Here is a 22,533-nt window from a genome sequence, read left to right on the forward strand (position 1 = left end):
TAAAGTTTCTTGTTCTTCCGATATAAGAATATTGAGATGTACTAGGATGACATAAGGAGATTAGACGATCATGAATAAAAAGAAACGGCTTGTGCTGGTACCGCAATATATGCGCAAATTCGTGTGTATCGGTTCTGAATGTGAAGATACGTGCTGTAAGGGTTGGCAGGTAAATGTCGATAAAGCTACCTACAAGAAATACAAAAAGGTAACGTATCCTACATTAAAACCTTTGTTGGAGGAAAATATTAAACGGATTCGGTCTAATTCAAGTGAAGAGAGTTATGCAAAGATTCTGCTTGATAAAGAAAAAGGGTGTCCTATGCTGACGCAAGAAGGATTATGTGGGATACAACTGGCCTTGGGAGAGCAGTATTTGTCGAATGTATGCTTAACTTACCCTCGCATTACCAATCAGGTAAACGGCATCCTAGAGAAATCTGCTACTACGTCTTGTCCAGAAATTACTCGTCTTGCCCTGCTAAATCCACAGGGTATCGAGTTTGACGAAATTGAAGAAGACGTAGAGACACGCAATATTATTAGCAAAAATATCAATACCAATATGGATAACCAACACTTAGTCCACTATTTTTGGGATTTAAGGATATTTACAATACAGGTGATCCAGAACAGAAACTTTTCCCTGAACGATCGTCTCATTATGCTTGGAATGTTTTACAAAAAAGTTCAAGAATATGTTGAGGCTAAAAACACTAATCAGATACCTGAATTAATTGATTCCTATAATAAATTGATTGCGGAAGGAGCCTTTACTGAAAGCTTTGCAAAACTACCTGCTCGCGTAGATGTTCAATTGCACATTCTTAAGCAGTTAATTGATTTTCGGCTTACTTCTTCTGCCGTTAACAGTATACGCTACAAGGAGTGTTTCGAAGATTTCTTACAGGGAATTCATTATCAACCTGGTGATACTCTTGAAGTGGTTACTGAACATTATCAGAAGGCATATAAAGAACATTATGAACCCTTTATGCATAAACATGAATACGTCATGGAAAATTACCTGGTAAATTACGTGTTTAAAAATGCCTTTCCTTTGGGTAAGGATAAAAATGCATTTGAAGAATTCGTCATGTTGGTTCTACACTATGGCTTAATAAAAATGCATTTAATCGGAATGACAGGTTATTACAAGCAGGAATTTAGTCTTGATCATGTGGTAAAATTGATTCAATCGTTTGCGAGAACGGTTGAACATAATCCTGTTTACTTAAACCAGATCTTTGATTTGTTAAAAGAGAACGGCTACACTTCCATGGCCTATATGGCCGTCTTTATAAAAAACTAAAAAAGGTTTCATCTTCAGTCAAAGAGGGTAATTTCTTTAGAAAACCCTCTTTCTTCATTAAGAGCTAGGGTAAATTTTTCTATTGCTCTTTCCGATATAAATGGTAGAAGCCATTGTGAGGAGGGGCAGGAATGGACATTGGTTCCATAAGCAAAGTTGGGAATTTTATAAATTCGTACGTGGAGCCTAGTACAAACACCCCAGAAAATCAAGATCACGCACGAATTGAACCGTATTACACGGAGAATATTGAAACAGAAAAATCCTACAACAAAGCAGAACTGAAAAAAGCCGTAGATGACTTGAACAAACTACTTCAGACGGAAAAAACGCACCTAAAGTTTACCATGCACGAAAAGTTGGGAGAGTATTATGTGCAACTTGTTAATGACGAGACAAATGAAGTAGTTCGTGAAATTCCGCCTCGGAAAATCCTGGACATGGTGGCTGATATTCAGGAAAAATTGGGATTGCTGATCGATGAAAAAAGATAGGAGGGAACCATAATGGTTAGTCCGATTCGATTTAGCGGGATGGCTTCCGGCTTGGACACGGAGCAAATGGTAAAAGATCTAATGAAGGCTCAGCGCGCTCCGTTAAATAAGTTATTGCAAAAAAAGCAACTGGAAGAGTGGAAGCGGGATAGCTATCGTGAGATGAATTCGCTCTTGCTTGACCTGAAAAATACCGTGTTTGACATGAAATTGCAGCGTACATATCTGCAAAAAACTGCTTCTTCCGAAAATGAAGCAGCAGTCTCGGTGAAAACAGTGGGCACGCCCAGTCTCTCCACCTACACGGTTGAGGTCCTATCGCTTGCGCAGCCGGCCAAACCGGCGACGGCTGTGTATAGCTCGAGCTTGGCCGATGCCAATACCGCGGTTGGCAGCGGCAACGAATTCAGTTTTGACCTGAACGGTACCAAGATCGATGTTACTGCGGCCGACACCATCAACAGTGTCGTAAAAAAGATTAATGACGTGTCTTCAACGACTGGTGTAACCGCAACGTATTTTAACAACAAGCTCATTCTTACCTCCAAGACGGCAGGCTCGACTGCTGCGATTTCCATCACGAACACCACTGTTCCGGGGAATGTGCTGGGAATTTCAGATGGTTCCTTTAGCAACGGTGCAGACGGAACGCCCGGCCAGGTCATCATAAACGGTGTCACGCAATCCATTTCCAGCAATACGTTTACCTACGATAACATGGAATTCACCATCAAACAAACGTCAGCGCCTATTACTGTAAACGTAAAAACCAACGAGGACGCCATTTTTAACGCAATCAAAGGGTTTGTTGATAAATACAACGAAGTGATCGACAAGATCAATACAAAAATTACCGAAAAACAATACCGTGATTACCAGCCTCTGCTTGACGAGCAAAAACAGGAAATGTCGGAAAAGCAGATTGAGCTTTGGGAAGAAAAGGCGAAAAGCGGGCTGTTGCGTCAAGATTCCATTTTGTCCAGTGCCTTGTACGACATGCGCCAATCATTGAGCAATGCAGTAAAGGGGGTAACTGATTCAAATTTTGATATGCTGTATGAGATCGGTATTTCCACCTCCAAATACAGCGACAACAAATACGCTTACATGGAGAACGGTAAGCTGTACATTGATGAAACGAAGCTCCGCGAGGCAATCCGCAACAACGGTGACAAGGTTATGGAGCTGTTTACGAAAACAAGTAGTATTACCAATCCGACCACTGAAGCGGAAGCGAAACAGAAATTCGACGAAAGCGGATTGGCTCAGCGCTTGTACGACAAGTTGGATGTGGCCATTAAAAACCTCACCAAGAAGGCGGGAATGAGCGGTATTTTGGTAGACAACAGTACGATTGGAAAAGAGATTGACCAGATTAACGATGATATTAGAAATTGGGAAGATCGTCTGGCAAAAATCGAAGATCGTTATTGGAAACAATTTACCGCGATGGAAAGCGCTCTGCAGCGTTTGAACTCCCAAAGCTCGTGGCTTGCACAGCAACTCGGTGGGATCGGCGGAGGACAGTAAGAATAGAGGAGCGATGAGCAATGGCAATGTATAATCCTGTCCAGGCCTACCAGACTAACTCGATCAATACGGCATCTCCCGGTGAATTGACTCTTATGCTGTATAACGGCGCGATTAAGTTTATCAAACAGGCAAAGGCTGCTATTTCAGAGAAAAACATTGGTCAAGCCCATGAATACAACCTGCGCGTACAAGATATTCTCAATGAGCTTATTGTTACACTAGACAGATCCTATCCCATTTCCGATCAACTGTATCAGATGTACGACTACATGCTTCGCCGTATGATTGATGCGAATGTCCGAAAAGACATCTCCATCTTGGATGAAGTTGAGGATTTCTTTGTTCAATTCCGGGACGTTTGGAAACAAGCAATGGTTCTGGCCAAAAATCAAGGGTAAGGAACAGTGCGATGGAAAAAACAATGGAATTGCTCTTGCAAGAATTGCTTCAACGAACAATTTCCCTCGAGAAGTCGGTTACCGAGAGCGAAACAGAGTTGGACGAATGGAACATTCTCTTGGATGACAGGGCACGACTGATCAGTGAGGTCGAAGTTCGCTTGTCAGCAGGAGAGAAGATCTCCGATGACCTGAAGCAACGATACCTGGCCAAAGTGTACGAGATTGACAAGAACATCAAACCAAAGATTGAGGCTAGGCAGCAAAAGATAAAAGAACAGCTGTCCAACATCCGGAAGACAAAACTTGCCCGCCAGACTTATTACGATGACGGTCCAAGCGGCTACGGGGCATTCTTTGATCGCAAAAAATGAAAAAACGGCCGGTTTTGCTGGCCGTTTTTTGCTGCTTGCCGGAGTTCACTTGGATGTCGTTTGCTGTCCCCAGTGCCGGATGAGGAGCAGAAATGGATTGCTGCATACTGGCTTGGGGTTTGGAGAAGTCCTCCAGCCATGGTCGACCCTGCTGCCTGTGTAGCTTGTGCCATATCCAGCAGACTGAGGCTAAGTGCGTAGGATGTAATGGCCACGGACGCGCTGAAAAAGAATAGGGGGCGAAGTAATCTACATTGACGAAAAAGACTTCGCCGAAGGTTTACAGGTGTATATGGGCGGCAAAAAGCCTAGCTCATCACTTATTACGGCACGACCCAAGGTGCAAGCGCCCGGGAGACACCCTGGGAATGGTTGATGTAAAGGTGGTGAATCTGGGAAATCTACCGCGCCACAAAAAAACAAGCAGGCTGTCAACGTCGACAGCCTGCCCGTTCTGTCCCGGGTTACACCCGCACGTCAAGCACTTTCCCCAGCGACGGATGCGGAGCCTGTGCGGCCTGCTGGATGGTTTGCTGGGTTTTGGCGAAGTCCTCCAGCATCGTGGAAGCCAGCGCCTGGGCGGTGGACTGCACCTGTTTGGTCAGGCTGATGGAGATGGCTTGCTTCAGTTGGACCATGTTCACGTTCGTTCACCTTCTTCCGTACAGGTTCATGGGACAAACATGGGGATCTATTTTGGTATCGGCATTTTGCTTGCGGCGGATTAGAGAAAACATCTTGCAAATATCCGGCGGTTCCCGATATTTTTGTCTCGACGCTCTTGCTATAATAGGGGAAAGAGCGAGCAAAAGGGGGGCTGGCCGATGCAGGAGGAGATCCTGGGGATGCTTAGGGCCATCAGGGAAAGCCAGGAGGTAACCAATTCCAAACTTGAGGCACTGACCATGGATGTGCGCCGTTTGGAAGGGGAAGTGGTTCAACTTAAGGGAGACGTGGCGCTACTCAAGACCGAAGTGGCCGAATTGAAAGCCGAAATGGGTGAAATGAAGGCCGAAATGGCCGAAATGAAAACCGAAATAACCAAAATGAAAACGGAAATGACCGGCTTCAGCCAGCGGTTTGACCGTTTCGAACAGCGCTTCGACAACATGGAGGCTGATTTCAAGGTTCTGTATCAAGACTACCGCTTTCAAAAGCGGGACATCCAAAAGCTGAAAGACGCGACCGGTTTGCTATAAGAAAACCAAATCAGCAAAAAACGGCTGGAGCGGCCGTTTTTTTGTGTGGGCAAAAACGCGTTTGGTCGATGAGCCCCCTCCCCCAACAATCCATCCGCTTCACTACACATTCATCAACCACGAGCGATTAACCGATACAGGTAACAGAACAAACTCAACGGGATGGTGACACCTCTTGTCGACAAAACGTCGCTCGCTCCTGCTGGTGGGAGCGGTCTTGCTCATGTTTGTGCACGCGGTCTACCTCAACGGCAGCGCAGCCGATCTGCTGAACGTGACGGCGATCGAGCTGGTGGCGCTGGCCGTGCTGATTGCCTACGCGATCAAGCGCAGGCACCTGGAACTGCGCCCCTTGATCCGGCTCCTGGTGCACGGCCGGGAGGGAAACGTGGAAGAGACGATCAAACGATTCTACTACTACGCCCTGGTGCAGAAGGAACAGGGGTATCTGGCGTTGGAAAAAGAACTGCAGAACGAGAAAGATTCGTTCGTCCGCCGCGGCAGCTTGCTGGCGATTGAAGGCGTGCCGGAGGAAGAACTGCGCATGATACTGGAAAACGAGCTGAAAGGGGAGCAGTACCGCTACCAGCAGGCGGCCGGCTTCTTCCGACTGATCAGCCTGCTGGCGCCGGGCATGGGACTGGTAGGGACGCTGCTGGGGATGACGGGGGTGCTGAAGACGCTCTCCGACTTTACCCAGACCGGGTACAGCCTCAGTTCGGCGGTGGTGGCGACGCTGTACGGGGCGCTCTTGGCCAACCTGGTTGCCCTGCCGTGCTACTACCGGCTGATGGACATCCACGACCAGGAAATGTTCGAAAAGCGGCTCTACATCGAAGGGTGCGTCGGGCTGCAGCGGATGGAGACGCCGCGTCTGCTGTTTGAAAAACTGAATTCGTTCCTGCCCGGGGACCGCAAGCTGGTGCTGATCAAGCCGCCGGGCAGCGTCAGAGGAACGATCGAAAGGCAGGATCGCCATGCATGACGACCGGCTGTACGACGAAAAGGAACTGGAAAAGAGCTGGCTGATCAGCTACAGCGACCTGTTTACCCTGCTGTTTGTGATTGTCGTCATTATCGCCGCGGCCCATGCGACCAAGATCAAGGCGCAGATGGACGAAGCGGCCCGGCAGCAGGCCAGCTTGAAACAGGTGCACGAGAGCCTCGACCTGCTGAACCTGCAAAAGCTGGAGCTGGAGCGGGAGATTCACCAACTGGAAGCGAGGCGCGAAGCGTTGGCGGCCGTCGTGGAGGGGAAGAGCGCGGGAGAGAGCCGTCCCCGCCCGGAGGCGCCGCCGGCTGCCCGCGATGCGGCAAAGCGCGACATGGAGACCATCCGCACGCAGCTCGCCTCCGTGCTGCAGGCGAAGCATGTCGACTTCGAAGAGACCGGGGACGGGCTGCGGGTGCGCCTGCCGGAAACGATCCTGTTCGGCAGCGGCTCCGCCGATCTGAAGGACGAGGGAAAACAGGTCGTGGACGTCGTGGCGCGGGTCTTGAAGCCCTTTTCGTACCGCGTCCGGATCGAAGGCTGCACGGACGATACCCCTGCTGCCCAAAGCCCGTACCGCTCCAACTGGGAGCTGTCGTCGGCGCGGGCCATTTCGGTGATGCGCGAACTGGTGAACATCCACGGTCTGCCGGCCTCCCGCTTTACCGTGGCGGGTTGGGGTGAACACGCCCCGTTGGAGGACAAGGCCAGCGCGGAGAACGGCCCCCGCAACAACCGCGTGGACTTGCTCATCCTGGTGGAAAAGGAATAACAGTTCAAATTTTTCTGTCAATAAAAATACTTTTTCTGGAAGGATTCCCGTGTATCAGAGAGAACTATTTCTGACAGGAATCCTTCTTTCTTTTTTTGGAACGAACCTTGTTTCCTGCCTGTCCCTGACGCCGAGGGCAGCAGGGACGCAGGGCGGGGTGAGTTATTCCCAGCTTGTGCACAACCGTCTGTGGATAATGTGGACAACTTTGTGGAGAACGCGAAGCGACCGTTATCTCGATGTGGACAGCGCTGGGGAAAAGCAAAGCAGAGAGATACAGACAAGGGGGTTATTCAAACATGAGGCGCGGAAACAAATGGTTGATGTCGCTGGTGCTGACGGTTGGGGTCGGTCTGCTGGTATCCGCCTGTGGTACGGGCGACATGCCGGCGGCAAGCGGCAGCGGTTCCTCGGGAGGCGGCGGTGCGGCGGAAAAAGTGTACGTGGTCGGTACCGACGCGGCGTATCCGCCGTTTCAGATGATGGAGGCGGACAAGATCAGCGGTCACGACATCGACGTGATGAATGCCATCGCGGAAGCCGCCGGGTTCAAGATCGAATGGAAAAACACCGGTTGGGACCCGCTCTTTGACGGACTGGACAGGGGGACCGTGGATATCGGGATTTCGTCGATCACGATTCGCGAGGACCGCAAGCAAAAGTACGACTTTTCTGAACCCTATTTTGAAGCCAACCAGTTGATCCTCGTTCCGGAGAACTCTCCGGTCACCAAGCTGGCCGACCTGAAAGGCAAGAAGATCGGCGTGCAGGCGGCGACGACCGGCGAATTGGTCGTGCAAAAGGCGTTCGGCAACACTTATGAGGGACTGAAAGGCTACGACGACATGCCGTCCGCGATCGACGACTTTTACAACGGACGCGTCGACGCCGTGGTGGGCGACGACGGCATGATCAAGTACTACGTCAAGAAATTCAAGGACAAGAAGTTCAAGATGATCAAAGACGATTCCTTTGAAAAAGAGTATTACGGCATCATTGTGAAAAAGGGCAATACGGAGCTGTTGAACAAGATCAACGCGGGTCTGAAAACGATCAAGGAAAACGGAAAACTGCAGGAAATCTACAACCGGTACTTCGGTAACGAGTAAACAGCGCGACCGGCCGGGTACGTCGACCACTGGCGTACCCGTTGCTGTTTCCATCCGGCGGAACGCATCATGTGAAAGGAGGAATCCCTCTGGATTGGAGTGTCATCTACGAGTACCGGGAGTTGTTTCTGCGCGGGATCGTGAACACGATCCTGCTGACCACCGTCGCGACGGTGCTCGGGACCTTGCTGGGACTGTTTCTCTGTCTGGGGAAGCTGTCGAAAAACGGGCTGCTGCGCATTCCCTGTGCGATTTACGTGGAGCTGTTTCGCGGCACGCCGATGCTGGTGCAGATCCTGCTGATCCACTTTGCCGTCATCCCTTCAATCTGGGAAATCTTTTTTCCGGGAGAAAACAGCCCGGAAGCGATCTACTCCGGCTTGATCGCCCTGTCCCTGAACGCCGCCGCCTACATCGCGGAGATTTTTCGCGCGGGCATTCAGTCCATCGACCCGGGGCAGATGGAAGCGGCCCGTTCGCTCGGCATGACCAAGGGCATGGCGATGCGGCTGATCGTCATCCCGCAGGCGTTTACCCGCATGCTGCCGGCGCTGGGCAACGAGTTTATCGCCCTGTTGAAGGACTCCTCGCTGACGGCGGTCATCGCCACTCCGGATCTGAACTACGCGGCCATGAACGTGGCCAAAAACACCTTTGAGCGGTATCCCCCGTACCTGACGGAGGCGGCCGTGTACCTGGTGCTCACCCTGTTCCTGTCGCGGGTCGTCGTGAGGGGCTTGGAGAAGAAATATTCCCCCAAATAAGGGGAGATTTGACTCTTGTTTCTCTGGGTGATATAGTCATTCACAAGGGATGGACAATCCCAAGTTTTTACAAAAGAAAGGGTTGTTTTTTTCGATGCATGGCAAGGTAAAATGGTTCAACGCAGAAAAAGGGTACGGATTTATTGAGCGGGAGGACGGCGGCGACGTATTCGTGCATTACACGGCGATCCAGGCTGACGGATTCCGGACGCTGGAAGAAGGGCAGTCCGTCGAGTTTGACATCGTCGACGGCGACCGCGGCCCGCAGGCGGCTAACGTGGTGAAGCGCTAATCGCCAATTGCAAACGCTTACCTGACGGGAAAGCGAATCCCCCTGGTCCATGGAACAGACCGGGGGGATTTTTTCTATTACGCGATGATGGACTGGATGTGCAGGGAGCGGTGCTGCCGCAGATCGAGATAGTCGTCGCCGCGGCGGACCAGAGGGCGCATCGGTTCGTCCGTGTGGATCATCACCACTTCCACCTGCTCGCCGTTGTTCAGGCAGGCGCGGGAACCGACGTAGAGCATGACGACGTAGTGGATGAACCGGGTGACGATCTCCGGGTTCAGCTTGCCCTCGCAGGCCGACTGCCAGAGGACGTTGGACGCTTCAAACGGCGATGTCCCTTTGCGGTAGACGCGGTCGGAGCAGATCGCGTCAAACACGTCCGCGACGCTGACGATTTGGCATTCGAGCGGGATGTCCGCTTGCGTGAGACCCGCGGGGTAGCCGCTGCCGTCCAGCCGCTCGTGATGCATGAGCGCACATAGCGGGATGATCTCGTCTGCCCCTTCCATGGAACGGAGAAGCTGCTCACCCAGCTTGGCATGCTGTTTCATGATGGCGAACTCTTCGTCCGTAAGTCGGGTGGGTTTCATCAGGATGTCTGGAGGCATCAGCATTTTGCCTACGTCATGCAGCAGGCCGGCTTGTCCCAGACGGACGATCTCTTCCCGGGAGCGGCCCATCAGTTTGCCGATCAGGGCGGACAGGATGCCCACGTGCAGGGAATGGCGGTAGGTGTATTGTTCCGTTCCTTCTTTTATGTATACGAAGCGGAGAAAGCCGTGCCGCTTCAATACGTCGTCCAGCAGCGGATAAAAGACCTCGTTAAACTGGTGCAGCGGAGGGATGGAGCCGTTGGCGATCTGCAGAAACAAGTGCTCCGTCTGTTTGACGGCTTCCATGTATTGGCGGGCTGCCTCTGCCTCCTGCCAGTGGATGAGAGGAGTCGGCATGGCAGGATCTTCTTCGGATTCCGCCAGGTGCACTGTTTCCACCTGGTGGGCAGACAGCAGGCGAATGTCGCTTTCGTGCAGGACCGCGCCGGCGGGCAGAAGCAGGAGACCGTATTGGTTGTACACATCCTGCGCCAGCGTTTTTCCGAGAATGGAGCGTGAAGGCTTTGCTTCTGCCATGATGGTTCCTCCCGTGCGAAGAAAGTCGGCGGCATATATTGATTAGATTCATTATAGCACAGGGGATATTAGAAATTGTTGGCAGAAATATGTCGAATTTTGTCGTATTGTAAAGGTTTTGTAAAGGTTTTTTGAAGCGGGCGGGGAGGATTTTATCCATAGGTACGGAATAGACATAGGTAAAGACGGAAGGAGGTTTGAACCATGAAATTCAATATTCGTGGAGAAAACATGGAAGTCACCGCAGCACTTCGAGAGTATGTGGTAAAGAAAGTCGGCCGTCTTGCAAAATACTTTGAAACTCCGCAGCCTGCTGAAGCCCAAGTCACCATGAGGGTACTGCGGAACGAAGCCACCATCGAGGTAACCATTCCGCTCGGCGGAGTGATTATCCGGGCGGAAGAAACCCATGACGACATGTACGCCGCCATCGACCTGGTGGCCGAAAAACTGGAACGACAAATCCGTAAGCATAAAACCAAACTGATGCGCAAACTGCGCGTTGAGACCAACAATAAAGCCCTCCTTCGCGATAACGAATCCATTGCCGTCCTGACGACGGACGAGAACGAGGAAGATGACGTGGAGATCGACATCGTTCGCACCAAACGGTTTGACCTGAAACCGATGGACGCGTATGAAGCGGTCATGCAGATGGATATGCTGGGTCACAACTTCTTCGTCTTTCAAAACAGCGAGACCAATGACGTCAACGTGGTGTACCGCCGCAACGACGGACGCTACGGGCTGATCGAACCGAAGTGACCGGGACGAGGATGAGCACCAAGGGGAGTTGCTTTCTTCTGGCAACTCCCCTTTACTTGTATCCGCTTGTTGCAATTTGATAAAATAGCTTTTTAGAGAACATAAATAGTAGAGATGCTTTTTTTCGCTAGGAACATGTGGAAGAAGTCTCCCCTGCGGGGACTCGGATGTGGCTGCGCAAGGAAGGAAATCGAGGCAGCTTTGCCACTAGGAAGCCCCCCTGCGGGGACTCGGATGTGGCTGCGCAAGGAAGGAAATCGAGGCAGCTTTGCCACTAGGAAGCCCCCTGCGGGGACTTGGATGTGGCTGCGCAAGGAAGGAATTCGAGGTAGCTTTGCCACTAGGAAGGGGTGTCCTTATGTTAGGACTCGTGAAAAAGATTTTTGGCGACAGCAACGAACGTGAAATCAAAAAGATGTTTAAGCGCGTGGAAAAGATCAACGCGCTGGAACCGAGCATTTCGGCGTTGACCGACGAGCAGCTGCGCGAGAAGACGACGGAGTTCAAAAACCGCCTGGCTCAAGGAGAGACGCTGGACGATATTCTCAACGAAGCGTTTGCCGTGGTGCGCGAGGCCTCCAAGCGCGTGCTCGGCATGCGCCACTTTGACGTACAGTTGATCGGCGGTATGGTGCTGCAGGAAGGCCGCATCGCCGAGATGAAAACCGGTGAAGGGAAAACGCTCGTGGCGACGCTGGCGACGTACCTGAACGCACTCCTGGGCAAGGGCGTGCACGTGGTTACCGTCAACGAATACCTGGCCGAGCGCGACGCGACCATCATGGGCAAGCTGTACAACTTCCTCGGCCTGACCGTCGGTTTGAACAAGGCCGGGATGAGCGCCGAAGAAAAGCGGGCCGCCTACAACTGCGACATCACGTACGGAACCAACAACGAATTCGGCTTTGACTACCTGCGCGACAACATGGTGCTCTACAAGGAGCAGATGGTGCAGCGCCCCCTGTTCTTTGCCATCATCGACGAGGTGGACAGCATCCTCATCGACGAAGCCCGGACGCCGCTGATCATCTCCGGGGCGGCCAACCGTTCCACGGAGCTGTACTACATCTGCGCCCATTTTGTAAAGCGGCTGGAGCCGGAAAAGGACTTCACGGTGGACGAAAAGCTGAAAATCGTCACCCTGACCGACGAGGGTGTGGCCAAGGTGGAGCAGGCGTTCAACATCGAGAACCTGTACGACACCGCCCACATGACCCTGAACCACCATATCAACATCGCCCTCAAGGCGCAAGTCCTGTTCAAACGGGACGTGGATTACGTGGTGCAGGACGGCGAAGTGGTGATCGTCGACGAATTTACCGGCCGTCTGATGGTGGGCCGCCGCTACAGCGATGGTCTGCACCAGGCGATCGAGGCGAAGGAAGGGCTGCGCGTCCAGAGCGAAAGCATGACGCTGGCGACAATCACGCTGCAAAACTACTTCCGGATGTACCAGAAGCTGTCCGGCATGACCGGTACGGCCAAGACCGAGGAAGAAGAGTTCAAGAAAATTTACGGTCTGGACGTGGTGGTGATTCCGACCAACAAGCCGGTCATCCGCAAAGACCTGCCCGACCTGATCTTCAAAACGGAAGCGGCCAAGTACCGCGCCGTCGTCAACGACATCGTCGAGCGGCACAAGAAGGGGCAGCCCGTGCTCGTCGGGACCATCTCGATCGAAAACTCGGAGCGTCTCTCGCAAATGCTGAAGCAAAAAGGCGTGCCGCACAACGTCCTGAACGCCAAGCACCACGCTCGCGAGGCGGAGATCGTCGCCCGTGCCGGCCAGTACGGCGCCGTGACCATCGCCACCAACATGGCGGGCCGCGGTACCGACATCCAGTTGGGCGAAGGCGTGGCGGAGCTGGGCGGCCTGCACATCATCGGCACCGAGCGGCATGAGAGCCGCCGGATTGACAACCAGCTGCGCGGCCGTGCCGGACGTCAGGGGGACCCGGGTTCCTCCCAGTTCTTCCTCTCCCTGCAGGATGAGCTGATGCGCCGCTTTGGTGCAGACAACATCATGAACATGATGGACCGCCTCGGCATGGAAGAAGACATGCCGATCGAGAGCCGGCTGGTGACGCGTGCTGTCGAGTCCGCCCAAAAACGGGTGGAGGGAGCCAACTTCGACGCGCGGAAAGTGGTTCTCCAGTACGACGACGTGATGAACCAGCAGCGCGCCGTCATCTACAAGCAGCGCCGCGAGATCCTGGAGCAGGACAACCTGGACGAAGTCGTGCTCAAGATGATCCACAGCGTGATCGACCGCAACGTGGAAGCCTACTGCCCGCAGGAGGAGGTTCCCGAAGACTGGAACCTGCAAGGGCTGGTTGAGGTGGCCAACAACACCTTCCTGCACGACGAGACGATTACCGTCTCCATGCTGAAGGGCAAAGAGGCCGAGGAAATTGCCGAACTGCTGAAAAACGAAGTGGCGAAGCAGTTCGAGAAGCGCAAAGCGGAAATCGGCGAGATGATGAACGAGTTCGAGAAAGTGGTCGTGCTGCGTGCCGTGGACAGCAAGTGGATGGACCACATCGACGCGATGGAGCAGCTGCGTCAGGGAATTCACCTGCGCGCGTACGGCCAGAACGATCCGCTGCGCGAGTATCAGTTTGAAGGATACGAGATGTTCCAGAACATGATCGCCTCCATCGAGGAAGAAGTGGCGATGTACATCATGAAGGCGGAGGTCAGCCAAAACCTGGAGCGTCAGGAAGTGGTGCGCGGCCAGGCGGTCAATCCGGCCCAACTGCAAACCTCCGGCCCTTCGGAGCGCCCCGTGAGCGAGACGTCCGGCGATGCGGAGCCGAAAAACCGCGCCCAGCGCCGCGCGGAAGAACAGGAACGCCGCCGTCAGATGAAGCGAGGCCAGTAATTGCTAATAGACAACGCTGCGCATAGCAAACCGCTCTTCCCGTGTCGGGAGGAGCGGTTTTTTTCTCCCCGTCTCCCTGCGGCTAGACAGCATTCGCCCGTTTCTGGTGCGCCTCGCCGAAGAGGTTTGGCGGTTTTGTCTAACACTGGAAAAAGGCATCGAACGATTCTCGTGGAAAAACCAGGCAAAATGAATACAATCGGAAGTACACCACTTTTACCTGGGAATCATCCACACGAGAGACGGGGGAATGAACCATGAGAACGTCGAGGTACGTGATGGGCATACAAGGGAAGCTGATGCTGGAGCGTATTGCGGCCACGCTGGATGCGGTCCAGGCCGGTCACCAGCAGAAACCGGCCTACCTGCTGGCCGACAGGCAGATACAGATGGACAAGCCGGAAACCGACGAGGGAGAAAGACAGCCGGAGGTGGTGTTTGCCGCGAGGGACGTCGTCTACCTCGATGAAAGACTGACGCGTGAAATTCCGGAACCCAATTGGTCAAAAGCGGCGCCGGCGGGGTGCGTCATCCCGGACAAGGCCGGTGCAGCGGCCGGATTCCGAGCGTACGGCGGACACAGCGGTGCGGCGGGGATGTGCGCGCGCAGTCAAGCCGCCGGAGGATGGACGCAGCAGGCGGTGCGCCTGCAGGCCGCGGACAGGTGGGCGGTACCGTCCGGAGGGAGCGTGCTCGTTCATGCGGGAAGCGGGGACATGGGGAACGCCCCGCAGGACGTCCGATCGGCGCCCGCCCCGCCGGAGGGGTAACGCCGTGCTGACGCCTCTGCCACGCCCGAATCGACGTTGTCCGGTTGCGAATCCGCCGATTTGCGGTACAATGTAACATAGCAAAAGGAAGAGAAGGTGATTCGCACATGGCATTGATCGACATTGCGGACGTCAAGCAAGAGATGTCCAGTATGGCTAAGCGATTAGCGGATATCAGGGGGTCTCTTTGACCTCCCTGCGAAACAGGAACGAATCGGCGAGCTGGAGGAGCGGATGCTCGCTCCCGACTTCTGGGATGACAACGACGCCGCGCAAAAAACCATCAGCGAACTGAATGCGCTCAAAGGCCTGGTGGAGACCATGGCCAAACTGGACGCCCAGTACGAGGACCTGCAGGTGATGCTGGAGCTGGTCATCGAAGAAGGCGACGAATCGATGATCCAGGACCTGTACGAGAGCGCCCAGGCGCTGAAAAAAGAGTTTGAGAGCTTTGAGCTGGAGCTTTTGCTCAGCGACCAATACGACAAGAACAACGCGATTCTGGAACTGCACCCGGGCGCGGGCGGCACCGAGTCCCAGGATTGGGCGTCGATGCTGCTGCGCATGTACACCCGCTGGGCGGAGGCGAAGGGCTTCAAGGTGGAGACCCTGGACTACCTGCCGGGTGACGAGGCCGGCATCAAGAGCGTCACCCTGCTGATCAAGGGGCACAACGCCTACGGCTACCTGAAATCGGAAAAAGGGGTGCACCGCCTCGTGCGGATTTCTCCGTTCGACGCTTCGGGCCGACGCCACACCTCGTTCGTCTCCTGCAATGTGCTGCCGGAGATTGAGGAAGACACCGACGTGGAAATTCGTCCCGAGGATCTGAAAATCGATACCTATCGCTCCAGCGGCGCGGGCGGTCAGCACATCAACACGACCGACTCCGCCGTCCGGATCACGCACCTGCCGACGGGGATTGTCGTCACCTGCCAGACGGAGCGCTCCCAGATCAAAAACCGGGAACGGGCGATGAAAATGCTGGCAGCCCGCCTGTTTGAGCGGAAACGGGAAGAGCAGGAAAAAACGCTGCAGGCCATCCAGGGCGAGCAGAAGGACATCGCCTGGGGAAGCCAGATCCGTTCGTACGTCTTCCACCCGTACAGCCTGGTGAAAGACCACCGCACCAACGTGGAGGTCGGCAACGTACAGGCCGTAATGGACGGGGAGATTGATCCGTTTATCGACGCCTATCTGCGTTCGCAGATCAAGCGATAGGAGGAGTCGCGATGGCCGGCAGACCCTCGATTGTGGCACACCGGGGCGCTTCCGCCGACGCGCCGGAAAACACCCGGGCCGCGTTCCTGCTGGCGATGGAGCAGGGAGCGGACGGCGTCGAGCTGGACGTGCATCTGACGGCGGACGGCCGTCTCTGTGTGATTCACGATCACGTGTTGGACCGCACGACCACCGGTACGGGACTGGTGGGAAGCAAAACGATGGCGGAGCTCGCCGGGCTTTCGGCCGGGGCCTGGTTTTCCTCCCGCCACGCGGGCGAGACGGTGCCGGAGCTGGCGGACGTCCTCCCGCTGTTTCCCGCCGGAGCGGTGGTCAATGTGGAGATCAAAAACGGGCCTGTCTGGTACGACGGAATCGGCTCGGCCGTCGCAGAACGGCTGAGCCCCTGGAAACACAAGCTCTCGCTGATCGTCTCCTCGTTTGACCACAAGGTCTTGGAGGAGGTACATCGGCGAGAGCCTGATTTGTGTCTGGGGCTGTTGTACGAGGCCGTCCTGTACGATCCGGTCGGCTATCTCCGCCGTCTGCCGTACCCGGTGGGGTCCCTGCACGTGTGGCATCACCTGGTCACATCCGAACTGGTCCACGCTGCTCATGCCGCAGGGGTGAAGGTGCTGGCGTACACGGCAGACCGGGAAGAGGACGTCAGAAGGCTGGTCGCGTGCGGAGCCGACGGGATCATTACCAATGCACCCGGTGCCGTCGTCCGTCTGTTACGGGCAGAAGTCTGACATCGGCAGCCGGATCTCCACCGTGGTGCCTTTTCCCACCGTGCTGTGGATGGCGATGGAACCGCGGTGTTCACGAATGATTTTGTGGCTCACCATCAGGCCGAGGCCTGTTCCTTGTTCTTTGGTACTGTAAAAGGGCTCGCCCAATTTGGGGATCATCTCCTCGGGGATGCCGTCTCCTTCGTCGATGATCCGGACCACTACTTCGGCCGTACCCACGGCCGACACGTCAACCGTGAGCGTTCCTCCGTGCGGCATGGCTTCCATGCCGTTTTTCACGATGTTGATGAATACCTGCTTGATCTGGTATTCTTCGCAGGTGATACAAGGGGCGGTATCGGGGAACCGGGTCTGGATGGTTACGTTTTTCAGATTGGCCTGCGGCTCCAGCAGCTTGATCACGGTTTGCAGGAGCGGCAGCAGGTCGTGCCGCTGATAGCGCAGCGCCTGGGGCTTGGCCAAAAGCAGCAGTTCGCTGGTGATAAAGGTGATCCGTTCGATCTCCGACAGCATGATGCGCAGATACTGATCGTTGGTCGACTGCTCCGTCTGCAAAAGCTGGATAAAACCCTTCAGCGCGGTAAGCGGATTGCGGATCTCGTGGGCGATCCCCGCCGCCAGCTCCCCCAGGACGGACAGCTTGTCCGAGTTGCGCAGCATGTCTTCCGTCCGCCTGCGCTCCGTGATGTCCCGGCCGATGACCACCACATGTTCCACTTCTCCGTTGGGGCCGATGACCGGCCTCCCTTTCACTTCAAACAGCAGGGTCCGCCCGTCCTGATGCCGGTACAGGTACTCCTTTTCAACCGGCCGCTTGCTTTCCACCATCTGCCGATAGGATGCTCTGGCTTTTTCCCGTTCGTCCGGATGCAGCAGGGAAAAACAAGGGAGATTCAAAAGCTGTTGCGGCGCAATGCCCAGCACGGTAAGGTGCGAGGGGGAGGCGTATTGAATCACGCCGTTCGTGTCGGTGATCCGGATCAGGTCCATTACGTTTTCAGAGATGAGCCGAAAAATTTTTTCCATTTGGTGCAGGGCCTCTTCGGTCCGCTTGTATGCCGTGATGTCCTTGGCGATTGCGTACCGCCCGGCCACCTTTCCGTTGTCGAAAATGGGAAAACTGGTCACACTGATTTCGATGAAATGGCCGTGTTTATGTCGAAGGAAATAATGGCGGTTTTTGCGGACTCCTTCATAGAGAGCTTTGACCATCTCTTCGACATGATTGCCGTCCGTTTTGCGCGAGAGAATGTCCCAGATCCTTCTGCCGAAGAGCTCGTCTGCAGCGTATCCCGTAAGCGCTTCCCCGGCCGGATTCACACTCGTAAACCCGCCTTCCATGTCAACCGTAAAGACAGCGTCAGGATTGTTCTGGAACAGGGACGTATAAAGTGGTATCTGCCTTCCCATTATCTACCGCCTTTCTTGTTGCTCCTCCTTCAATCGTTCGCTGTTTTCGTGGAAAATCCTACTTCTTCGACCGAATGAGTTGTCGAAATTGTGCTATACTTCCAGTGACAAGTCGTTTGATAAAGGAGAGGACGTCATGCTGTACGTTGCCGTGCTGACGATTGTTGACCAGGAACTGAATGCCAAGGTGCGCCCGGCCCACCTGAGCTACCTCAATGACCTCTACAAGCAGGGGAAAGTGGTCATGGCCGGACCGTTTACGGACAAGCAAGGCGGAATGGTCATCTACAAAGCGGAATCGCCCGAGGAAGCGCGCCGCCTGGCGGAAGCGGACCCGGTCGTCAAGGAGGGCGCCCGGACGCTGGAACTGCGGGAGTGGAGCCCGCTGGAACTGCCGCTGGCGTAGACGGATTCCCTGTGAGCGGAAGAATGATTTGTTCCGGGCGGAGGCATACTTAGCGAAGAATACTCATACAAAGGAGGGAACAGCATGAAGCGTTTCCCGTTTGCCATCCTTTCCATCGCGCTTGTATTCTTCCTGGGTGCCTGTGCCACCGGCGGCAAACAAGCACAACCGCCCGCCGGGCAAAAACCTCCGACGGAAACACCTGCCGCTCCATCGGGCAAGTATGATGCCGCGACAGCCGAAACGTTGTTTAAAAACAACTGTGCAAGCTGCCACGGTCAGAATCTGGAGGGGGCAGTCGGCCCCAACCTGACGCACGTGGGGGGCAAATACACCAAGGAACAAATCCTGGAAATCCTAAAGAACGGGAAGGGGAGCATGCCAGGCGGACTGGTCAAGGACGGAGATGCCGAAACCGTTGCTGCCTGGCTGGCCGACAAGAAATAGCACGTGCGCGAAGCGTCCGGCGAATGGCCGGGCGTTTTCTTTTTGGTGACCGCTTGGGGACCGCCCAACGAACGGATACACGGAGCGGCGGCATCGGGGCAGAGGGACGGGAGCCGTAAGCGGGGCCGAGTTTTTTAGGTGAGAAGGGTTGCCATCTGATTGAATTTTTATTATGATTCATGTATAAAAATACAAGAGAGGGAGAGAGCTATGATCCGGGTCGGGATTGTCGGGGCGACCGGTTACAGCGGCGTGGAGTTGATCCGTCTGCTTGCCGGCCATCCCCATGTGCAGGTGGCCAATCTGTATTCCAGTTCGGCGGAAGGAGAAGCGCTGGGCAGCGTCTTCCCCCATGTGCAGCATTACCCCCTGCCCCATCTGTCGGCGATCGACGCGGAGAGGATGAGCGCCGACAACGACGTGGTGTTTCTGGCTACGCCGGCCGGCGTCAGCGCGGAACTGTCGCCGCAACTGCTCAAGCGCGGCGCCAGGGTGATCGATTTGTCGGGCGATTTTCGCCTGGCGAGCGGGGAGCTGTACCGGCGGTGGTACAAACGGGAGCCGGCTCCCGGTGAGTGGATGGATCGGGCGGTGTACGGCCTGGCGGAGTGGAACGCGGAGCAGGTGGCCGGTGCGCAGTTGGTGGCCAATCCCGGCTGCTATCCGACGGCTGCGCTCTTGGCGCTGATTCCGTTGGCACAAAGCGGGTGGGTCAACCCCCGCAGTTGGATCGTCGATGCCAAGTCAGGGGTGTCGGGAGCGGGCCGCGGCGTATCCCAGGGGGTTCATTTCAGCGAAATCAACGAAAGCATTCACGCGTACAAGGTGGCCCAGCACCAGCACACCCCGGAGATTGAACAGGAGCTGTCCAGAAAGGGCGGCGTGGAGCATGTGGTCCAGTTTACGCCCCATCTGGTACCGATGACACGGGGGATTCTGGTCACCGCCTACGGACAGTTGGAGCGGGCGGTGAGGGCGGACGACGTGCATCAGCTCTACCGGTCGGCGTATGAAGGCAAGCCGTTTGTCCGGCTGCGAAAGCCGGGGAGTCACCCGCGTACCAAAGAGGTGTACGGTTCGAACTATTGTGACATTTCCGTCCATGTGGATGAGCGGACGGGGCGGGTCATCGTGCTTTCCGTCATCGACAACATGGTCAAAGGGGCGGCGGGTCAGGCGGTTCAAAACATGAACCTGATGTTCGGCTGGCCGGATGCGACCGGATTGCCGCTGGTGCCGCTGTTCCCGTAGAGGAGGATGTGACATGCAAGGCGTAGTGGTCATCAAGTGCGGAGGCAGCACCATGGATCTGCTGCCCGACGCGTTTTTTCAAGCGGTCGCCGACCTGCAGCAGGTCGGCCGGCGGATTGTCATCGTGCACGGCGGCGGTCCGGCGATCAACAGCATGCTGGAGAGGCTGGCCATCACTCCCCGGTTTGTGGACGGATTGCGCGTCACCTGCGAAGAGACGCTGCAGGTGGTGGAGATGGTATTGTGCGGGCAGATCAACAAGCGGCTTGTGCGCCGGCTGACGCAGGCGGGAGCCAGGGCGTGGGGCGTCAGCGGAATTGACGGCGTAATGCTGACGGCAGAGCGGACGCCAAAACCGCTCGGCCTGGTCGGCGAGGTGAAAGGGGTGGACACGTCCATCCCGGCCGCCATCCTCGAACGCGGCTACGTGCCGGTGATTGCGCCGCTGGCCGTAAGCGCAGACGGCGCGGAGACGTACAACGTAAACGCGGACGTGGCGGCGGGGGCGATCGCTGCCGCCCTGGCGGCGGAGCGTCTGGTCATGGTGACCGACGTGCCGGGCATCCTGCGCCCCGATCAGGACGGCGCCAAGACGCTGGTGGCGGAGACGGACGCGGAAGAGATCGGACAGATGATTGCGGACGGCGTGATTACCGGCGGCATGATCCCGAAAGTACAGGCCGCTCTAGACGCCCTCTCGCAAGGCGTGTCCCGGGTCGTCATCTGCCGGGGAACGGCGGAAGAGCTGCGGGCGGTATGCGCCGGGCAAACGGCGGGAACCGCGATCAAGGCAGGCGTCCCCAAAGGCGCGTAACCGGCGCCGCGCGTACAGCACGCACCCCAATCAAGGAGCGTAAAAAGGAGGAATCGTAACATGAGCACAGTGGCTGCCCCCCTGCATCTGATGAATACCTATTCAAAATGGCCGATCCGCCTGGTCAAGGGGGAGGGAAACCGCGTCTGGGACGACCAGGGCAACGAGTATCTCGACTTTGTCTCGGGGATCGCCGTCACCTCGCTGGGACACGTTCACCCCAAAGTGACCAAACGGCTGCACGAACAGTTGGACACCTTGTGGCACTGCTCCAATCTGATGCACGTTCCCCAGCAGGAGGTGCTCGCGCAGAAGCTGTGCGGCCTGTCCGGCCTCGACCGCGCGTTTTTCTGCAACAGCGGCGCGGAAGCCAACGAGGGACTGATCAAGCTGGCCCGGCGTTACGCGCAAAAAGTAAAAGGCACCGGACGATACGAGATCATCACGTTTCAGCAGTCGTTCCACGGCCGGACGCTGGCTACCCTGACCGCCACGGGGCAGGACAAGGTGAAGGACGGATTTGGCCCCCTGCCGGACGGGTTTGTCACCGTGCCCTACAACGATTTGGAGGCGGTGCGCGCCGCCGTCACGGAGAAGACCTGCGCCGTCATGCTCGAACTGGTGCAGGGGGAAGGGGGCGTACACCCGGCGGAAGAGCCGTTTGTGAAGGGGCTGCGCCAACTGTGCGACGAGCACGGCCTGCTGCTTTTGGTCGATGAAATCCAGACCGGCATCGGACGCACGGGCACCTGGTTCGCTTTCCAGCAGTACGGGATCAAGCCGGACGCGATCTCGCTGGCCAAGGCGCTGGGCAACGGGTTCCCGATCGGCGCCGTGGTGGCGACCGAAGAGGCGGCCCAGGCGTTTGCCCCCGGCACCCACGGCACCACGTTCGGCGGCAACCCGCTGGCGATGACCGCCGCCATCGCCACGCTGGAGACGATGGAAGAAGAGCGCGTGCTGGAACGGGTGGGCGGCCTGCATCGACAACTGGTGAGCGGACTTGAGAAATTGCGGGCGGAATATCCCGGCAAAGTGACGGCCGTGCGCGGCAAGGGGCTGCTCTTGGGCGTGGAAGTGACGGTGCCGGCGTCGTCCGTCGTGGATTACGCCCGTGAAAAAGGCGTACTCGTCCTGCTGGCCGGTCCCCAGGTCGTCCGTCTGCTGCCCTCGTTTGTTACGACCGAGGAAGAAGTGAACCGGGTGATAGCGGTCCTCGGCGAGGCGGTAGAGAAGTTGTAAGGGAAAGCGGTCCAATGCCGGGGGCGCGGCCGAAATCGCAAGGCGGTGCGGCCCGGCTTGGCGGCTGATGCGGGGGAACGGGAATGGATCGGGCACAAGCATGCAGCGAGTCGGAACGCGGCTTTCTGAACCCGTCGAAAAACTCGTTGCATTTTTATAATCCAAAATGTATATTAATACATGACGTTGCATAAATTTTCGTGAGA

Annotated in this window: 24 protein-coding genes; 21 read left to right on the forward strand and 3 right to left on the reverse strand. The window is 55.7% G+C overall.

Going from position 1 to position 22,533, the window contains the following annotated elements:
• Nucleotides 1-70 precede the first annotated feature (70 nt).
• The 5 genes from fliB to fliT all read left to right on the forward strand — a co-directional run bounded on the left by fliB (nt 71) and on the right by fliT (nt 4,111).
• The gene (fliB, locus tag FOI68_RS16555) at nt 71-1,312 is read left to right on the forward strand and encodes a flagellin lysine-N-methylase (protein WP_143863782.1); all 1,242 of its coding nucleotides are present in this window, start codon (nt 71-73) and stop codon (nt 1,310-1,312) included.
• Between the two features lie 131 nt (nt 1,313-1,443).
• Nucleotides 1,444-1,806, forward strand: a complete 363-nt coding sequence (gene flaG / locus FOI68_RS16560; RefSeq protein WP_143863783.1) for a flagellar protein FlaG — start codon at nt 1,444-1,446, stop codon at nt 1,804-1,806.
• 12 nt (nt 1,807-1,818) lie between these two features.
• Complete coding sequence (locus FOI68_RS16565) at nt 1,819-3,336, forward strand: flagellar hook-associated protein 2 (RefSeq protein ID WP_143863784.1); 1,518 nt, start codon at nt 1,819-1,821, stop codon at nt 3,334-3,336.
• Nucleotides 3,337-3,356: 20 nt separating this feature from the next.
• Nucleotides 3,357-3,737: a flagellar export chaperone FliS gene (fliS, locus tag FOI68_RS16570; RefSeq protein ID WP_029100289.1), complete on the forward strand. Its 381-nt coding sequence runs from the start codon at nt 3,357-3,359 to the stop codon at nt 3,735-3,737.
• 11 nt (nt 3,738-3,748) lie between these two features.
• Nucleotides 3,749-4,111 (forward strand): flagellar protein FliT, encoded by a 363-nt coding sequence (fliT, locus tag FOI68_RS16575; protein WP_143863785.1) that lies wholly within the window; start codon nt 3,749-3,751, stop codon nt 4,109-4,111.
• Nucleotides 4,112-4,575: 464 nt separating this feature from the next.
• On the opposite strand, the gene FOI68_RS16580 is transcribed toward fliT, so the two are convergent.
• Complete coding sequence (locus FOI68_RS16580) at nt 4,576-4,749, reverse strand: putative motility protein (RefSeq protein ID WP_445437256.1); 174 nt, start codon at nt 4,747-4,749, stop codon at nt 4,576-4,578.
• 186 nt (nt 4,750-4,935) lie between these two features.
• On the opposite strand from FOI68_RS16580, the gene FOI68_RS16585 reads away from it, so the two are divergent.
• The 6 genes from FOI68_RS16585 to FOI68_RS16610 all read left to right on the forward strand — a co-directional run bounded on the left by FOI68_RS16585 (nt 4,936) and on the right by FOI68_RS16610 (nt 9,238).
• On the forward strand, nt 4,936-5,310 hold the full coding sequence (locus tag FOI68_RS16585) for a PspA/IM30 family protein (RefSeq protein ID WP_143863786.1): 375 nt from the start codon (nt 4,936-4,938) through the stop codon (nt 5,308-5,310).
• A 175-nt stretch (nt 5,311-5,485) separates the two neighbouring features.
• The gene (locus FOI68_RS16590) at nt 5,486-6,295 is read left to right on the forward strand and encodes a motility protein A (RefSeq protein ID WP_029100286.1); all 810 of its coding nucleotides are present in this window, start codon (nt 5,486-5,488) and stop codon (nt 6,293-6,295) included.
• A complete protein-coding gene (locus FOI68_RS16595) occupies nt 6,288-7,073 on the forward strand; it encodes an OmpA/MotB family protein (protein ID WP_143863787.1) in 786 nt (261 codons plus the stop codon). The genes FOI68_RS16590 and FOI68_RS16595 overlap by 8 nt, the downstream gene beginning before the upstream one ends.
• Nucleotides 7,074-7,372: 299 nt before the next feature.
• Nucleotides 7,373-8,182, forward strand: coding sequence for a basic amino acid ABC transporter substrate-binding protein (locus FOI68_RS16600; RefSeq protein ID WP_143863788.1), 810 nt, complete (start codon nt 7,373-7,375; stop codon nt 8,180-8,182).
• An 89-nt stretch (nt 8,183-8,271) separates the two neighbouring features.
• Nucleotides 8,272-8,946: an amino acid ABC transporter permease gene (locus FOI68_RS16605; protein ID WP_035296749.1), complete on the forward strand. Its 675-nt coding sequence runs from the start codon at nt 8,272-8,274 to the stop codon at nt 8,944-8,946.
• Nucleotides 8,947-9,040: 94 nt separating this feature from the next.
• The gene (locus tag FOI68_RS16610) at nt 9,041-9,238 is read left to right on the forward strand and encodes a cold shock domain-containing protein (RefSeq protein WP_029100282.1); all 198 of its coding nucleotides are present in this window, start codon (nt 9,041-9,043) and stop codon (nt 9,236-9,238) included.
• Between the two features lie 77 nt (nt 9,239-9,315).
• Here FOI68_RS16610 and FOI68_RS16615 read toward each other — a convergent pair whose 3' ends face one another.
• Complete coding sequence (locus FOI68_RS16615) at nt 9,316-10,368, reverse strand: HD-GYP domain-containing protein (protein ID WP_044898822.1); 1,053 nt, start codon at nt 10,366-10,368, stop codon at nt 9,316-9,318.
• Between the two features lie 204 nt (nt 10,369-10,572).
• Between FOI68_RS16615 and hpf the strand changes: the two genes are divergently transcribed.
• The 5 genes from hpf (at nt 10,573) to FOI68_RS16640 (ending at nt 16,757) form a co-directional block, all read left to right on the forward strand.
• A complete protein-coding gene (gene hpf / locus FOI68_RS16620; RefSeq protein WP_029100280.1) occupies nt 10,573-11,133 on the forward strand; it encodes a ribosome hibernation-promoting factor, HPF/YfiA family in 561 nt (186 codons plus the stop codon).
• A gap of 358 nt (nt 11,134-11,491) precedes the next feature.
• Nucleotides 11,492-14,014 carry an accessory Sec system translocase SecA2 gene (gene secA2 / locus FOI68_RS16625; protein WP_035295853.1) on the forward strand — a complete coding sequence of 841 codons (2,523 nt, stop codon included), beginning with the start codon at nt 11,492-11,494 and terminating at the stop codon, nt 14,012-14,014.
• Between the two features lie 257 nt (nt 14,015-14,271).
• Nucleotides 14,272-14,784: a hypothetical protein gene (locus FOI68_RS16630; RefSeq protein ID WP_143863789.1), complete on the forward strand. Its 513-nt coding sequence runs from the start codon at nt 14,272-14,274 to the stop codon at nt 14,782-14,784.
• A gap of 107 nt (nt 14,785-14,891) precedes the next feature.
• Nucleotides 14,892-16,005 (forward strand): peptide chain release factor 2 gene (gene prfB / locus FOI68_RS16635; protein WP_143863790.1). Its coding sequence is split into 2 segments (ribosomal slippage): nt 14,892-14,972 and nt 14,974-16,005, totalling 1,113 coding nucleotides; the frame shifts between segments, so codons are not numbered across the junction.
• A gap of 11 nt (nt 16,006-16,016) precedes the next feature.
• A complete protein-coding gene (locus tag FOI68_RS16640) occupies nt 16,017-16,757 on the forward strand; it encodes a glycerophosphodiester phosphodiesterase (RefSeq protein ID WP_029100277.1) in 741 nt (246 codons plus the stop codon).
• On the opposite strand, the gene FOI68_RS16645 is transcribed toward FOI68_RS16640, so the two are convergent.
• A complete protein-coding gene (locus FOI68_RS16645) occupies nt 16,740-18,167 on the reverse strand; it encodes a PAS domain-containing sensor histidine kinase (protein ID WP_143863791.1) in 1,428 nt (475 codons plus the stop codon). The two genes, FOI68_RS16640 and FOI68_RS16645, sit on opposite strands and share 18 nt — an antisense overlap.
• Before the next feature lie 136 nt (nt 18,168-18,303).
• On the opposite strand from FOI68_RS16645, the gene FOI68_RS16650 reads away from it, so the two are divergent.
• The 5 genes from FOI68_RS16650 (at nt 18,304) to FOI68_RS16670 (ending at nt 22,327) form a co-directional block, all read left to right on the forward strand.
• Complete coding sequence (locus FOI68_RS16650; protein WP_035295849.1) at nt 18,304-18,573, forward strand: YciI family protein; 270 nt, start codon at nt 18,304-18,306, stop codon at nt 18,571-18,573.
• Between the two features lie 84 nt (nt 18,574-18,657).
• Entirely contained in the window at nt 18,658-19,020 is a 363-nt protein-coding gene (gene cccB / locus FOI68_RS16655; RefSeq protein WP_044898826.1) for a cytochrome c551, read from the forward strand.
• 210 nt (nt 19,021-19,230) lie between these two features.
• Nucleotides 19,231-20,271, forward strand: a complete 1,041-nt coding sequence (gene argC, locus FOI68_RS16660) for an N-acetyl-gamma-glutamyl-phosphate reductase (protein ID WP_143863792.1) — start codon at nt 19,231-19,233, stop codon at nt 20,269-20,271.
• A 13-nt stretch (nt 20,272-20,284) separates the two neighbouring features.
• Complete coding sequence (gene argB, locus FOI68_RS16665; RefSeq protein WP_143863793.1) at nt 20,285-21,085, forward strand: acetylglutamate kinase; 801 nt, start codon at nt 20,285-20,287, stop codon at nt 21,083-21,085.
• Between the two features lie 60 nt (nt 21,086-21,145).
• The gene (locus tag FOI68_RS16670; RefSeq protein ID WP_035295841.1) at nt 21,146-22,327 is read left to right on the forward strand and encodes an aspartate aminotransferase family protein; all 1,182 of its coding nucleotides are present in this window, start codon (nt 21,146-21,148) and stop codon (nt 22,325-22,327) included.
• Nucleotides 22,328-22,533: the final 206 nt, after the last annotated feature.

Source organism: Brevibacillus sp. LEMMJ03 (assembly GCF_007197875.1).
Taxonomy (GTDB): domain Bacteria; phylum Bacillota; class Bacilli; order Brevibacillales; family Brevibacillaceae; genus Brevibacillus; species Brevibacillus thermoruber.

Coding starts and splice junctions, on each gene's coding strand:
- FOI68_RS16645 (WP_143863791.1), bottom strand. CDS start 18,167: ATGGGAAGGCAGATACCACTTTATACGTCCCTGTTCCAGAACAATCCT.
- argB (WP_143863793.1), top strand. CDS start 20,285: ATGCAAGGCGTAGTGGTCATCAAGTGCGGAGGCAGCACCATGGATCTG.
- FOI68_RS16670 (WP_035295841.1), top strand. CDS start 21,146: ATGAGCACAGTGGCTGCCCCCCTGCATCTGATGAATACCTATTCAAAA.
- FOI68_RS16580 (WP_445437256.1), bottom strand. CDS start 4,749: ATGGTCCAACTGAAGCAAGCCATCTCCATCAGCCTGACCAAACAGGTG.
- FOI68_RS16640 (WP_029100277.1), top strand. CDS start 16,017: ATGGCCGGCAGACCCTCGATTGTGGCACACCGGGGCGCTTCCGCCGAC.
- FOI68_RS16585 (WP_143863786.1), top strand. CDS start 4,936: ATGCAGGAGGAGATCCTGGGGATGCTTAGGGCCATCAGGGAAAGCCAG.
- fliS (WP_029100289.1), top strand. CDS start 3,357: ATGGCAATGTATAATCCTGTCCAGGCCTACCAGACTAACTCGATCAAT.
- fliB (WP_143863782.1), top strand. CDS start 71: ATGAATAAAAAGAAACGGCTTGTGCTGGTACCGCAATATATGCGCAAA.
- cccB (WP_044898826.1), top strand. CDS start 18,658: ATGAAGCGTTTCCCGTTTGCCATCCTTTCCATCGCGCTTGTATTCTTC.
- flaG (WP_143863783.1), top strand. CDS start 1,444: ATGGACATTGGTTCCATAAGCAAAGTTGGGAATTTTATAAATTCGTAC.
- FOI68_RS16565 (WP_143863784.1), top strand. CDS start 1,819: ATGGTTAGTCCGATTCGATTTAGCGGGATGGCTTCCGGCTTGGACACG.
- FOI68_RS16595 (WP_143863787.1), top strand. CDS start 6,288: ATGCATGACGACCGGCTGTACGACGAAAAGGAACTGGAAAAGAGCTGG.
- FOI68_RS16610 (WP_029100282.1), top strand. CDS start 9,041: ATGCATGGCAAGGTAAAATGGTTCAACGCAGAAAAAGGGTACGGATTT.
- FOI68_RS16615 (WP_044898822.1), bottom strand. CDS start 10,368: ATGGCAGAAGCAAAGCCTTCACGCTCCATTCTCGGAAAAACGCTGGCG.
- argC (WP_143863792.1), top strand. CDS start 19,231: ATGATCCGGGTCGGGATTGTCGGGGCGACCGGTTACAGCGGCGTGGAG.
- FOI68_RS16600 (WP_143863788.1), top strand. CDS start 7,373: ATGAGGCGCGGAAACAAATGGTTGATGTCGCTGGTGCTGACGGTTGGG.
- FOI68_RS16630 (WP_143863789.1), top strand. CDS start 14,272: ATGAGAACGTCGAGGTACGTGATGGGCATACAAGGGAAGCTGATGCTG.
- fliT (WP_143863785.1), top strand. CDS start 3,749: ATGGAAAAAACAATGGAATTGCTCTTGCAAGAATTGCTTCAACGAACA.
- hpf (WP_029100280.1), top strand. CDS start 10,573: ATGAAATTCAATATTCGTGGAGAAAACATGGAAGTCACCGCAGCACTT.
- FOI68_RS16650 (WP_035295849.1), top strand. CDS start 18,304: ATGCTGTACGTTGCCGTGCTGACGATTGTTGACCAGGAACTGAATGCC.
- secA2 (WP_035295853.1), top strand. CDS start 11,492: ATGTTAGGACTCGTGAAAAAGATTTTTGGCGACAGCAACGAACGTGAA.